Annotated in this window: 10 protein-coding genes and 1 pseudogene; 9 read left to right on the plus strand and 2 right to left on the minus strand. The window is 72.1% G+C overall.

From position 1 onward, the window contains the following. The first annotated feature begins 128 nt into the window (after positions 1 to 128). The 5 genes from ACWC94_RS02280 (at position 129) to ACWC94_RS02300 (ending at position 5,091) form a co-directional block, all read left to right on the plus strand. Positions 129 to 530: a hypothetical protein gene (locus tag ACWC94_RS02280; protein ID WP_450794446.1), complete on the plus strand. Its 402-nt coding sequence runs from the start codon at positions 129 to 131 to the stop codon at positions 528 to 530. A gap of 47 nt (positions 531 to 577) precedes the next feature. After that, entirely contained in the window at positions 578 to 1,474 is an 897-nt protein-coding gene (locus ACWC94_RS02285; protein WP_450794447.1) for a TatD family hydrolase, read from the plus strand. A 160-nt stretch (positions 1,475 to 1,634) separates the two neighbouring features. Next, the gene (locus tag ACWC94_RS02290) at positions 1,635 to 3,062 is read left to right on the plus strand and encodes a ubiquitin-like domain-containing protein (protein ID WP_450794448.1); all 1,428 of its coding nucleotides are present in this window, start codon (positions 1,635 to 1,637) and stop codon (positions 3,060 to 3,062) included. A gap of 245 nt (positions 3,063 to 3,307) precedes the next feature. Continuing rightward, a complete protein-coding gene (gene rsmA, locus ACWC94_RS02295; protein WP_450794449.1) occupies positions 3,308 to 4,201 on the plus strand; it encodes a 16S rRNA (adenine(1518)-N(6)/adenine(1519)-N(6))-dimethyltransferase RsmA in 894 nt (297 codons plus the stop codon). Then, a complete protein-coding gene (locus tag ACWC94_RS02300) occupies positions 4,198 to 5,091 on the plus strand; it encodes a 4-(cytidine 5'-diphospho)-2-C-methyl-D-erythritol kinase (protein ID WP_450794450.1) in 894 nt (297 codons plus the stop codon). Before rsmA ends, ACWC94_RS02300 begins: the two co-directional genes overlap by 4 nt. 20 nt (positions 5,092 to 5,111) lie before the next feature. Here ACWC94_RS02300 and ACWC94_RS02305 read toward each other — a convergent pair. Next, positions 5,112 to 5,699, minus strand: a pseudogene (locus ACWC94_RS02305) (Uma2 family endonuclease); the annotation flags it as partial. A gap of 182 nt (positions 5,700 to 5,881) precedes the next feature. Here ACWC94_RS02305 and ACWC94_RS02310 point away from each other — a divergent pair. From ACWC94_RS02310 to ACWC94_RS02325, 4 genes are all read left to right on the plus strand, one after another. Beyond that, a complete protein-coding gene (locus ACWC94_RS02310; RefSeq protein WP_450794451.1) occupies positions 5,882 to 7,690 on the plus strand; it encodes an ABC-F family ATP-binding cassette domain-containing protein in 1,809 nt (602 codons plus the stop codon). A 568-nt stretch (positions 7,691 to 8,258) separates the two neighbouring features. Next, positions 8,259 to 10,085 carry an outer membrane protein assembly factor BamB family protein gene (locus tag ACWC94_RS02315; RefSeq protein ID WP_450794452.1) on the plus strand — a complete coding sequence of 609 codons (1,827 nt, stop codon included), beginning with the start codon at positions 8,259 to 8,261 and terminating at the stop codon, positions 10,083 to 10,085. Positions 10,086 to 10,164: 79 nt separating this feature from the next. Next, positions 10,165 to 11,937: an outer membrane protein assembly factor BamB family protein gene (locus tag ACWC94_RS02320; RefSeq protein WP_450794453.1), complete on the plus strand. Its 1,773-nt coding sequence runs from the start codon at positions 10,165 to 10,167 to the stop codon at positions 11,935 to 11,937. A gap of 229 nt (positions 11,938 to 12,166) precedes the next feature. Then, complete coding sequence (locus ACWC94_RS02325) at positions 12,167 to 12,850, plus strand: helix-turn-helix transcriptional regulator (protein ID WP_450794454.1); 684 nt, start codon at positions 12,167 to 12,169, stop codon at positions 12,848 to 12,850. A 94-nt stretch (positions 12,851 to 12,944) separates the two neighbouring features. On the opposite strand, the gene ACWC94_RS02330 is transcribed toward ACWC94_RS02325, so the two are convergent. Continuing rightward, positions 12,945 to 13,307 carry a hypothetical protein gene (locus ACWC94_RS02330; RefSeq protein WP_450794455.1) on the minus strand — a complete coding sequence of 121 codons (363 nt, stop codon included), beginning with the start codon at positions 13,305 to 13,307 and terminating at the stop codon, positions 12,945 to 12,947. Between the last annotated feature and the right edge of the window lie 10 nt (positions 13,308 to 13,317).

Genomic DNA, 13,317 nt, shown 5'->3' on the forward strand with positions numbered 1-13,317 from the left:
CTGCAAGGAACTGCCAAATCGCCTCCAACACTCGACAGCCCTGCTGCGTTCGCGTCGGCGGAAGAGTCCACTGGTTGAAGAGGCGCCCCGTTGCGGGGCGCCTGTCCAGCGGACTAAGAGGAGCTGGCATGAGTGAGATCGCAGGGCACTCCGGCCTCCGCGGTACGGCCACAGCCGTCGTTCACGAGTCGTATTCCTTCGCCTGCATGCGATGCGGGCACGGCTGGGAGCAGTCGTACGAGATAGAGCACCACACGGACGCCGACGGGCAGGAGTTCGTGCTCTACGTGGCCGACGGCCGGGTCGTGCCGTCGCCGCTGAGCCGGCCCAGCTGCCACAACTGCGACGGTCACGTCGTGCGGATCATGCGCGCGGGGCAGGTCTCGTCGGTGCGCGGCGCCGTGGAGCGGCACCACCGAGTGCCGCAGGCGGGCCCGGTCGAGGCGCCGCAGGTGCCCGCGCCGGACAGGGAACCGCACCACTGGCACCTGTCCGACCTCCTGCACCCGTTCCATCGCAAGGCCGGCTGAGCGGATCGCCGGCCGCCGCGGGCACGCCCCTTTCGTAGGATCGGGGCATGCCTTCGAACGCCGGCCAGAACGCCAAGGGTGACAAGAACACCGCACCGCCGCTCCCGGTGCCGCTGCGGGTTCCGGTCGCCGACTCCCACACCCACCTCGACATGCAGTCCGGCACGGTCGAGGAGGGCCTCGCGAAGGCCGCGTCGGTGGGGGTCACGACGGTCGTCCAGGTCGGCTGCGACATCAAGGGCTCGCGCTGGGCCGCCGAGACCGCGGCCGCGTACGACAGCGTCCACGCCGCTGTCGCCCTGCACCCCAACGAGGCCCCGCGCATCGTCCACGGCGACCCCGACGGCTGGTCGCGACAGGGCGCGCGGGAGCCGGGCGGCGACGCGGCGCTGGACGAGGCCCTCGCCGAGATCGACCGGCTCGCCGGACTGCCCCAGGTCAAGGGCGTCGGCGAGACGGGCCTGGACCACTTCCGCACGGGCCCCGAGGGCAAGGACGCCCAGGAGCGCTCCTTCCGCGCCCACATCGAGATCGCCAAGCGGCGCGGCAAGGCGCTCGTCATCCACGACCGCGACGCGCACGCCGACGTCCTGCGCGTCCTGAAGGAGGAGGGCGCCCCCGAGCGCACCGTCTTCCACTGCTACTCCGGCGACGCCGAGATGGCGGAGATCTGCGCCCGCGAGGGCTACTTCATGTCCTTCGCCGGCAACGTCACCTTCAAGAACGCCCAGAACCTCCGGGACGCCCTCGCCGTCGCCCCGCTGGAGCTGGTCATCGTGGAGACCGACGCGCCCTTCCTGACCCCGGCGCCGTACCGGGGCCGGCCCAACGCCCCGTACCTCGTCCCGGTCACGGTCCGCGCGATGGCCGCCGTGCGCGGCATCGACGAGGACGCGCTGGCGACGGCCCTCGCCGCCAACACCGCTCGCGCCTTCGGCTACTGACCCCCTGTTCGACCGGCGGGCCACGTTCCCGTGTCCGGGTGGCGAGCACGCACTCGGCGGGCAACAGTACGTAGTCGCGTCGCTTTGGAGAGTGACGGTCGCTCCGCTAGGTTCTGGGGGCCCGATCCGGACCCCTCTGGCACCTCTGGAGCGTGTCGGCGTGAGCAAGTCGCAGTACGAGACGTTCGAGACATGGTGGCCGTACGAGCCGTACGGCCCCGGCGCCTCCTCCGTGTACACCGCGGACACCCAGCCGTACGGGCTGTACGAGGACACCTACCGGCCCGCTTACGAGGCCCAGGCGTACTTCGTCACCGAGCCGGTGCTGCCCCGGCAGGGCGGGCGCGCACAGCAGGCCGGGAGCGTGCCCAAGTCCGGGTACGCGCCGCGGGCGGGCGGCGCGCCGGACGACGCGGGGGTGAGCGGACCCGAGACCCTCGCCGGCGTGGGCGGGCGGGCCGCGCGCCGACGCAAGGGGCGCTGCGCCGAGCGCCCGGAGTCCGCCGTGCGCCGCCTGCTGCCGCAGGCGCTGGTCGTGGCCTTCCTCGCCGGCGGCACCACCGCGTTCGTCGCCAAGGACAAGGCGGTCGAGCTGACCGTCGAGGGCAAGCAGCGCACCCTGCACACCTTCGCCGACGACGTCAGCGAGCTGCTCGCCGAGGAACGCGTACCCGTGGGAGCGCACGACCTGATCGCGCCCGCCCCCGGCACGCCGCTCGCCAGCGGTGACACGGTCGCCGTGCGCTACGGGCGCCCCGTCCGGCTCACCCTGGACGGCCGGCAGCACGAGGTGTGGACGACGGCGCACACGGTGGAAGGAGCGCTCGACGAGCTGGGGGTGCGCGCGGAGGGCGCGTACCTGTCCACCTCGCGCTCCCGGAGCATCGGACGCGCCGGGCTCACACTCGACGTGCGCACCGAGCGCGCCGTCACGATCATGGCCGACGGCCGGACCCGCACCATCCGCACCAACGCCGCCACCGTCCGCGAGGTCATCGGGGAGGCCGGGATCGGCCTGCACGGCGAGGACATCACCTCCGTGCCGCTCGACAGCTTCCCGCGCGACGGGCAGACGGTGACCGTGCTGCGGGTCAGCGGCACCCGGGAGGTCCGCGAGGAACAGATCCCCTTCGCGGTCGAGCGCACCGAGGACCCCACCCTCTTCAAGGGCACCGAGGTCGTCGTACAGGCGGGGCAGCCCGGCCTGCGGCGCGACACCTACCTGCTGCGCATCGTCAACGGGGTCCGGGAGAAGCCGCGCCGGGAGACCTCCGAGGTGGTGCGCAAGCCGCGCAAGCAGATCGTGAAGGTGGGCACCAAGCCGCTGCCGCCCTCCGTGGCCGGCGCCGACCACCTGAACTGGCACGGTCTCGCCACCTGCGAGTCCGGCGGCCGCCCGAACGCGGTCGACCCGTCCGGGACGTACGGCGGCCTCTACCAGTTCGACGCGCGCACATGGCACAGCCTCGGCGGCACCGGACGCCCGCAGGACGCACCGGAGGCCGAGCAGACCCTCCGCGCGAAGAAGCTGTATGTGCGCCGGGGGGCGACGCCCTGGCCGCATTGCGGGGCGCGGCTGCACGGCTGACCCGGCGGACGCGGGGATGCGGGGACGCGCCGCGGCACTGAGGGTCGTCCGCGCGATGCGGGTGCGCGGGGCGCTCGCGCAGTTCCCCGCGCCCCTCGGGGAGCCGCGGTGCCGCCGGCTTCGAGGCGCACGGCGGGGGCGCAGCGGCACCCCGCCGGCGCGGGGAAGCGGCACCCGCGCCCCCCGGACCGCAGCGCACCGGCACCTGGCACCGCCGGCCCCGTACCTCCCCGTACCCTTGTCCCGTGAGCAGCCCCACCCCCGACGCCCTCCTCGGCCCCGCCGACATCCGTGAGCTCGCGGCAGCGCTCGGTGTCCGTCCCACCAAGCAGCGCGGCCAGAACTTCGTGATCGACGCCAACACGGTCCGCCGTATCGTGCGCACCGCCGAGGTCCGCCCCGACGACGTGGTCGTCGAGGTCGGCCCGGGGCTCGGCTCCCTCACCCTCGCGCTGCTGGAGGCCGCCGACCGGGTCACCGCGGTCGAGATCGACGACGTACTCGCCGCGGCCCTGCCCACCACCATCGGGGCGCGCATGCCGGCGCGCGCCGACCGGTTCGCGCTGGTCCACTCCGACGCGATGCACGTCACCGAGTTGCCCGGCCCCCCGCCGACGGCGCTGGTGGCGAACCTCCCCTACAACGTCGCCGTCCCCGTCCTGCTGCACATGCTCGACACCTTCCCGAGCATCGAGCGCACCCTCGTCATGGTGCAGTCCGAGGTCGCCGACCGGCTGGCCGCCGCGCCCGGCAACAAGGTGTACGGCGTGCCGTCGGTGAAGGCCAACTGGTACGCCGAGGTCAAGCGGGCCGGGGCCATCGGCCGCAATGTCTTCTGGCCCGCGCCGAACGTGGACAGCGGGCTGGTCTCCCTCGTCCGCCGGACCGAGCCGCTCAAGACGACGGCCTCCAAGAAGGAGGTCTTCGCGGTCGTGGACGCCGCCTTCGCGCAGCGCCGCAAGACCCTGCGGGCGGCACTGGCCGGCTGGGCCGGATCCGCCGTCGCCGCCGAGGCCGCCCTGGTCGCGGCCGGTGTCTCGCCGCAGGCGCGCGGTGAGGCGCTGACGGTGGAGGAGTTCGCGCGGATCGCCGAGCACAAGGGCGCGGGGACCACCGAGCACGAGGAGAGCGGCACGTGAGTGTCACGGTACGGGTACCGGCCAAGGTCAACGTCCAGCTCGCGGTCGGCGCCGCCCGCCCCGACGGCTTCCACGACCTCGCCAACGTCTTCCTCGCCGTCGGCCTCTACGACGAGGTGACGGTGACCCCCGCGGACGAACTCCGAATCACCTGCGAGGGCCCGGACGCCGACCAGGTCCCCCTGGACCGCACCAACCTCGCCGCGCGCGCCGCGATCGCGCTCGCCGGGCGCCGGGGCATCGAGCCGAACGTCCACCTCCACATCGCCAAGGACATCCCGGTCGCCGGCGGCATGGCGGGCGGCAGCGCGGACGGCGCGGCCGCGCTGCTGGCCTGCAACACCCTGTGGGGCGCGGGTGCCTCCCGGGCCGAGCTGCTCGCGATCTGCGCCGAGCTGGGCAGCGATGTGCCGTTCAGCCTGGTCGGGGGCGCCGCTCTCGGCGTCGGCCGTGGTGAGCAGCTGACGGCCCTGGAGGTCGGTGGCATCTTCCACTGGGTGTTCGCGATGGCCGGGCGGGGGCTGTCGACGCCTGCGGTCTTCCGCGAGTTCGACCGGCTGGCGCAGGGGCGGGAGGTTCCGGAGCCGGTGGCTTCGGCCGAACTGCTGGAGGCGCTGGCGAAGGGGGACGCGGAGGCGCTGGCCGCGGCCGTGTCCAACGACCTTCAGCCTGCGGCCCTGTCCCTGTTCCCGGAGCTGGCCGACACGCTGGAGGCGGGGCGGGGTGCCGGTGCACTCGCCGCGCTGGTCTCCGGTTCCGGGCCTACGACGGCGTTCCTCGCCCGGGACACCGAGTCGGCTCAGAAGGTGGCAGAGGCCCTGCGGGCGTCCGGCACGTGCAGGTCGGTGCGGACGGCGGCGGGGCCGGTGGCGGGGGCGACGGTGGTCTGACGGCCATCCCCTCGGAGCTCGTCGATCGCCGTCAGGTCGATGTCGATGGGGTACGGCTTGTCGACCTTGACGCGGTCGCGATGCATGCCCATGTGGACATACGCCCGGGTGAGCGTGTCAAGTTCGTAGACGTGGACGACGGGCCTGCCGTTCATCCCGCTCGCCTCGACGCGCCAGAAGTTCGGGATCCCGGCGGCGGCGTATTTCTGCGGCTTGGTGGTGCGGTCACGGGACTCGGACTCGGGGGAGACCACTTCGACAGCCAGCAGCACGTCGCCGGCCTGGTAGCTCGTCTGGTCCGGCCCGGTGATTGCGTCGGTCCGGATCACGCTCACATCGGGTTCGGGGCCGTTGCGCCGGTCGAGGATCACGGTCATCTCCCGGCTGACCCTGAACTCGGCGGGCAGGCCACTGCTGCGCAGACCGAAGACGAGCAAGTCGACCACGTTGCCGTGGAATCGGCGCCGCGGACCCACGAAGACCAGGCTGGCGTCGATCAGCTCGGTGTGTGGCGGGAGATCCGGCAGCGTGAACAGGTCGTCCACGGTGTATCCGTCCAGCGGCGGCACCGGCCATGGAACGCGGTGCTCTACGGACTCGGCGGTCATGGTTCCCCCCATGGACGGGATCCTGCTGCCCGTCCTCCACGGTAGCGACCTGTTCCCGATCACGTCATCACAAAGAGTGACAAGCCCCTCGCGCCCCGCCCCTCACCCCCGAGGCCCTACGCTAGAAGGCTGACCCCCGCGGCTGAGCCGCGTGTCGACACAGCCCCGCGCACAGGAGTGAAATGGCCGTCAACCTGGTCAATGTCGAGAACGTCAGCAAGGTGTACGGCACCCGTGCCCTGCTCGACGGCGTCTCGCTCGGTGTGTCGGAAGGGGACCGGATCGGGGTCGTCGGACGCAACGGCGACGGCAAGACCACCCTCATCCGGATACTCGCCAAGCTGGAGGAGGCCGACACCGGGCGGGTCACCCAGTCCGGCGGCCTGCGACTCGGCGTGCTCACGCAGCACGACTCCCTCGACCCCGCCGCCACCGTCCGCCACGAGGTCATCGGCGACATGGCCGACCACGAGTGGGCCGGCAACGCCAAGGTCAGGGACGTACTGACCGGGCTGTTCGGCGGACTGGACCTGCCCGGCTTCCCCAAGGGCCTGGACACCGTCATCGGGCCGCTGTCCGGTGGCGAGCGGCGCCGTATCGCGCTCGCCAAGCTGCTCATCGAGGAACAGGACCTGATCGTCCTCGACGAGCCCACCAACCACCTCGACGTCGAGGGCATCTCCTGGCTCGCCCGGCACCTGCAGAACCGGCGCTCGGCCCTCGTGTGCGTGACCCACGACCGGTGGTTCCTGGACCAGGTCTGCACCCGCATGTGGGACGTGCAGCGCGGCGACGTGTACGAGTACGAGGGCGGCTACTCCGACTACGTCTTCGCGCGTGCCGAGCGCGAGCGGATCGCCGCCACCGAGGAGACCAAGCGGCAGAACCTGATCAGGAAGGAGCTGGCCTGGCTGCGGCGCGGCGCTCCGGCGCGTACGTCCAAGCCGCGCTTCCGGGTCGAGGCGGCCAACGAGCTGATCGCGGACGTGCCGCCGCCCCGGGACAGCTCCGAGCTGATGAAGTTCGCCTCCTCGCGGCTCGGCAAGACCGTCTTCGACCTCGAGGACATCACCGTCCAGGCCGGGCCGAAGGTGCTGCTCAAGCACGTCACCTGGCAGCTGGGCCCCGGCGACCGGATCGGCCTCGTCGGCGTCAACGGCGCCGGGAAGACCTCGCTGCTGCGGGCCATGGCCGCGGCTGCGCGCACCGGGGGCGAGGAGCAGCCGGCCGGTGGCCGCATCTCCGTCGGCAGGACCGTCAAGCTCGCCTACCTCTCCCAGGAGGTCGCCGAACTCGACCCCGCCTGGCGGGTCCTGGAGGCGGTGCAGCGGGTCCGCGAGCGCGTCGACCTCGGCAAGGGGCGCGAGATGACCGCCGGGCAGCTGTGCGAGACGTTCGGCTTCACCAAGGAGAAGCAGTGGACGCCGGTCGGGGACCTGTCGGGCGGTGAGCGCCGCCGGCTGCAGCTGCTGCGGCTCCTCATGGACGAGCCCAACGTCCTCTTCCTGGACGAGCCCACCAACGACCTCGACATCGAGACCCTCACCCAGCTGGAGGACGTCCTCGACGGCTGGCCCGGCTCGATGATCGTCATTTCCCACGACCGGTTCTTCGTCGAGCGCACCACGGACCGGGTCTTCGCCCTCCTCGGCGACGGCACCCTGCGGATGCTGCCGCGCGGCATCGACGAGTACCTGGAGCGGCGGCAGCGGATGGAGGAGGCGGTCGCCGCGCAGGCCGCCGCCGCGGCACCCAAGCCGGCCACAGCGGAGAAGAGCGCCGCCGACCAGCGCGCCGCCAAGAAGGAACTCCAGAAGATCGAGCGGCAGTTGGACAAGATCTCCGAGAAGGAGACCAGGCTGCACGCCCAGATCGCCGAGAACGCCACGGACTTCGCGAAGGTCGCCGACCTGGACGCCCAGCTGCGCGACCTCGCCGGGGAGCGCGAGGAACTGGAAATGCGCTGGCTGGAGTTGGCGGAGGACGCGTAGCGGGAGGCGCGGGCTGCGGGTGCGCGCGCCCGCGCGAGCCGTGGGCGTGCGCGTCGCCGAGCACGGCGCCCGGGCCGAGGGCGGTGCGTTGCCGGTGATGGCGCCCGGGCCGGGCGGGCGGCGCCGGGTACGGGCTTGCGCGCCGCCGAGTACGGGCTTGTGTGACGCCCCGGCAGCGGCGGTCGCCACCGGCGTGCGCTCCCCAACGGGCGGCGCACGCAACCCACTTCACGCCCGCTCCCCCGTCCGCACCCGCGCCCGCTCCCAAGGCGCGAACCGTCACCGCCCGCCCCGTGGTGTGAACCAGCCACCGCCCGCGCCCGCCTCACACTCCAACCCTCCCGGCGCGCGCCGCGGTTGCGTGCGCCGCGTGAAGGGGGCGTGAAGGCGCATAACGGGGGCGTCACGGCCCGGTCGTCCCTTGGGAACAGCGGCGGATCCGAGCCCCTGTGCTGTCGGTGCCGGGTGATAGAAAGGGCCGTCTGAGAACTGTCTGAGTAACGACCCAGGGTCCGTCACGAACCTCAGGGCGTGGCTAAAAATCAGTGAACGAGGGGGAAGAGCGCTGATGACTCAGCCGCCCAACCAGCCGCCCAACCAGCCGCCGCAGGGCGGTTTCGGAGCGCCGCAGCAGCAGCCGCCGCAGGGCGGTGGTTTCGGTGCGCCGCAGACGCCACCGGCACAGGGCGGTTTCGGCGCCCCGCAGAGCACGCCGGGCGCTCCCCAGGGGACTCCCGGCGCCCCCGGCGTGCCTCCCACGCCCCCGCCGCCGCCGGCCCAGCCGCCCGCCGCCCCGCCGCAGCAGCCCCAGCCCGGCTACGGCTACCCCCAGCAGCCGGGACCGTACGGGACCCCGGGCCCCTACGGCTATCCGCAGCAGCAGCCGGGCCCCTACGGTGCGGTGCCGCAGCCCGGTTTCGGGCATCCGCAGCAGCCGCCGTACCCGGGCGGGCCCGGTGGCGTGCCCGGCGGCAAGCCGGCGTCCAGGACGAAGCCCGCGCTGATCATCGGTGCCGCGGTGGCCGCGCTGCTGGTCATCGGCGGCACGGTGTACGCGGTCACGAGCGGCGGCGACGACGGCGGCAAGAAGAAGCCCGTCGCCCAGCACAGCGACGACCCCAAGCACTCCGCCTCCGGCACGCCGAGCCCGTCGAGCGGCGGCGGTGACGACCCGGAGAACTTCAACGCGGGCCGCAAGGCCGGTGAGGCGAAGGTGCTCTGGTACCAGTCGGCACCGGACGCGCCCCGTTCCGGCGCCGACGCGCCCGGCATGTGGGTCACCGACAAGGCCGTGGTGAAGGCGGCGTACAAGCAGGTCTTCGCCTACAACGTGGCCGACGGCAAGGCGGCCTGGAGCCCGGTCACCCTCCCGCAGAAGATCTGCGCGATCACCCCGCACAAGTCGGACGACGACAAGGTCGTCGTGGCGTACATGAGCGGCCCCGGCGACAAGGCCGAGTGCAACCAGCTGCAGCAGATCGACCTGGACACCGGCCAGAAGGGCTGGAGCGGCAAGCTCGACAAGAACGGGGCGTTCGACATCCAGGTCGAGATCAGCCTGACCATCAGCGGGAAGACGCTGATAGCGGGCCGCGCGGGGTCGGCGGGCACGGCGTACGACGTCGACAGCGGCAAGAAGCTGTACGACAAGGGGGGCGACGGCGGTTCGTGCGCTCCGTCCGGGTACGCGGGTGGCGCCGGCCGGCTGATCCAGGCGTCCTCCTGTGCCGCGTTCGCGCCCAACGAGCACGACGAGATCCAGGAGCTGGACCCGGCCACCGGCAAGGTCAAGTGGACCCAGCCGGTCAAGAAGGGCTGGGAGGTGACCAAGGTCTACTCCCTGGACCCGCTCGTGGTGTATCTGACCAACCCGGACAAGAAGGCCTGGAACATCTCCACGTTCACCAAGGACGGCAAGTTCCGCTCCGAGGTGAAGGTCGACGAGAAGTTCGCCCCCCGCTGCGGCTTCCTCGACCGGAATCTGGAGGGCTGCCAGGGCGTCGTGGCCGACGCCGACACGCTGTACCTGCCGACGGACAGCACGAGCAGCGCCAACGAGATCGTCGCGATCAGCCTCACCACCGGCAAGGCCGAGTGGCGGACCAAGTCCCCGGCCGACGAGCCGATGTCCCCGATGAGGATCGAGGGCGGCAAGCTCGTCGCGTACGTGCAGCCGTCGTACGACACGGGCGGCCAGGTGGTGTCGATCCCGACCACCGGCTCCTCCCACAAGGCCACCCGGCTGCTGCAGAACCCGCAGGGCACGGCCCAGATCGAGGACACCTTCTTCGACTCCGTCGTGGACTGGGCCGACGGGCGGTTCTTCATCTCCTCCGGCCGGCTGTCCGGCAGCGACCAGGCGAAGGAGAAGCTGATCATGGCCTTCGGCAACTGAGCCGCCGTCCCGGCTTCCCTGTCCTCGCCAAGTCCCCTGCGCCGTCCGGCCTTTCGAGCCTCACTGAGGTACCCACCCCATGACCCAGCCGCCCCCTCCGCCGCCGAACCAGCCCCCGCAGCAGCCAGGTTTCGGCCCCCCGAGCCCACCGCAGCAGCCTCCGCAGCCCCCTCAGCCGCAGCCCGGCTACGGCTATCCGCAGGCCGCCCAGCCGCAGCCCGGCTACGGCTATCCTCAGGCCGCTCCGGCGCCACAGCCGGCCCAGCCCGGTTACGGCTACCCCGGCGCCCAGCACAACCCGTACGGCCAGCAGCCCCCGGCCTACGGCCAGCCGCAGAGCCCGTACTCGCAGCCCGCGCAGCCGGGTTACGGCTATCCGGGCCAGCCGCCGACCGTGCCGGTCCAGCCGCAGCCGGGGCAGAGCGGCGGCGGGCGGAACAACACGGTGCTGTTCATCGTCGTCGCGGCCGTCGTCGCCATCGCGCTGATCGTCGCCGGCGGCATCTGGTACGCCAACTCCTCCGGGGGCGACGCGAAGAAGCACGAGACCGCCTCCTCCAGTGGTGGCAAGAGCGGCGGCGGCAGCGGCGGCTCGGGCGGCGGCAAGGAGAAGGTGCCGGCCGACCCCGCGGCCAAGGTGCTGTTCGAGGTTCCGCTGCCCACCACGGACGACACGACCAGCACCGTGGGTTCATGGCTGACCGACAAGGTGTACGCCAAGAGCGGTGTCGCCGAGATCGTCGGGTACGACCCGGCCAAGGGAACCAGGCTGTGGACGATCAAGCTGCCCGGTCCGGTCTGCGCGGCCAGCAAGCAGGTCACGTCCGACGGCAGGACCGCGATCACCTACCAGCCGAAGTGGGACACGAAGAACCACTTCGCCGGATGCACGCAGATCGCCGCGATCGACCTCGACGCCGGAAAGAAGCTCTGGACGAAGTCGGTCAAGTCCGGCGACTACCCGGTCAACTACCAGAACGTGACGGTTGGTCAGCGGACCGTCGCGGTCGGTGACAGTGACGGCGGTGCCGCCTTCGACATCGACTCCGGCAAGCCGCTGTGGCTGCCGAAGCAGGGCGACGACTGCTACGACGCGGGGTACGGCGGTGGCGCCAAGCTGGTCGCGGTGCGCAGTTGCGGAGGCGTGGACAACCCCCGGCTGCTCATCCAGACCCTCGACCCGAAGACGGGGAAGGTGATCTCCGAGTACAAGATGGACCCGGGCATCGACGAGGCCTCCGTCGTCTCCACCGACCCGCTGGTGGTGGCCGCGGCCGTGGGCGACAGCACCCAGGTCTCGGACTACTTCTCCATCGACAACAAGACGGGCAGGCTGCTGGCTCACATCTCCGCGCCGTCCGACAACTACGCCGGCAAGTGCGACGGCATCGACCGCATCGAGGACTGCCACGGAATCGTCGTCGGGAACGGCAAGCTGTACCTGCCGACCGCGGAGCACGACGGCTCCGACGCCCTCAGCGAGACCAACGAGATCGTCTCCTTCGACCTCACCACCGGTAAGCCGACCGGCCAGCGCGCCGAGGCCGGCGACGACACCACGCTCCACCCGCTGCGCATGGACGGGAGCAATCTGCTCGCCTACAAGCCGCCGACGTACAAGGCCGGTGGTCAGGTCGTCAGTATCGACGGCGGCAGCTTCAAGGTGACCAAGCTGCTGGAGAACCCCGGCGCGAAGAACGTGCGCGAGACGGAGAGCAACCTGCTGCCCGACAGCGACGAGATCCTCTTCCAGGACGGCCGCCTGTACATGGGGCAGGTCTTCGCCCGCCGGAAGGGCACGTCGTCGATCGGCAAGGAGGACCTGTTGCTGGTCTTCGGCACCGGCGGCTGACGCCGCGCCGCCGCCTCGGCGGGTCTCGCCCGAATGGGTGACTTCCCAAGAAGTGCCCCGGATTTCATCGATCCGGGGCACTTCTCATCAAGAGGGGCAGCGCGACGTCGAACAAGCGTGTAGCTTCCGGGGGCATATGGAGGGCGGAGGTGCCGGGGGGCCCTCTGTCCTCGCGGACCGGTGGGCGTCCATAGTGGGGCATCCATGGGGGGGACTGGGGGGTTGCTCTATGGGAGTGCGGCTCATGGTCGTCGACGACCATCGCCTGCTCGCGGAGGCGTTGGCGTCGGCGCTCAAGCTGCGCGGGCACCGGGTGCTCGCCGCGGCGGCACCGGCCGCGGGTGCGGCGGACCTGGTGATCGCGCGGGCGCCGGAGGTGTGCCTGCTGGGTACGGCGGCGCCGGCTGAACCGGGCGTGTTCGACCCGGTGGTGAAGATCAAGCGGGAGCGGCCCCAGGTGGCGGTGCTGGTGCTCGGCCCGGTGCCGTCGCCGCGCGGGATCGCGGCGGCGTTCGCGGCCGGGGCGTCGGGGTACGTGCGGCACGACGAGCGGATCGAGGGGGTCGAGCGGGCCATCATGAAGGCGCGGGCGGGGGAGGCGGCGGTGGCTCCGCAGTTGCTGCAGGGCGCGTTCGGGGAGCTGCTCAACCCCGCCGCGCAGCCCGACGACGAGGCGCAGCGGTTGCTGTCGGTGCTGACACCGCGGGAGGTGGAGGTGCTGGTGCGGGTGGCCGACGGGGAGGACACGCGGCTGATCGCGGCCGGGATGGGGATCGCGCCCAGTACGGCTCGTACGCACGTGCAGCGCGTGCTGATGAAGCTGGGGGTGGGATCGCGGCTGGAGGCGGCGGCGCTGGCGGCGCGCACGGGGCTGCTGGACCGGGCGGGTCCGTTGCACTCCGGTCCCCAGTAGGCGCCCGGTACCGGGTGCGGGGCTGTGTCCGATGTGCGGCTGCCGCCGCGCGGGCGCGACCGGCCCCCACGCGCCCGCGGGCGGGAACGGTGGGTCAGTCCCCCTGCCTGTCGCCCTGCCCGTCCTCCGGCAACCCCTGCGGAGGAAGCGGCGGGGGAGTGGGCCGCAGCTTCAGCCAGGCCAGGAAGAAGACGCCCAGCAGGAGCATGCCGATCCCGGTCCAGAGGTTGATGTTGACGCCCTGGGCCTTGTCGATGGCGGACCGGGGGTCGGTGATCCCGGTGATGGTGACGATGACGCCGTACACCACGAACAGGCCGCCGATGATGCGGCGCAGGTCGAAGATGCGGGCGGCCGTCGTGGACTTGCCCTCCAGCTCGGTGACCTCCCGCTGGACGTCCTCCTCGCTGTAGTGGAAGGGCTCGTGGTGGCGGTCGGAGTGCGCGTGCTCGCTCATGGTTTCCTCG

The sequence above is a fragment of the Streptomyces sp. NPDC001135 genome (assembly GCF_053598395.1).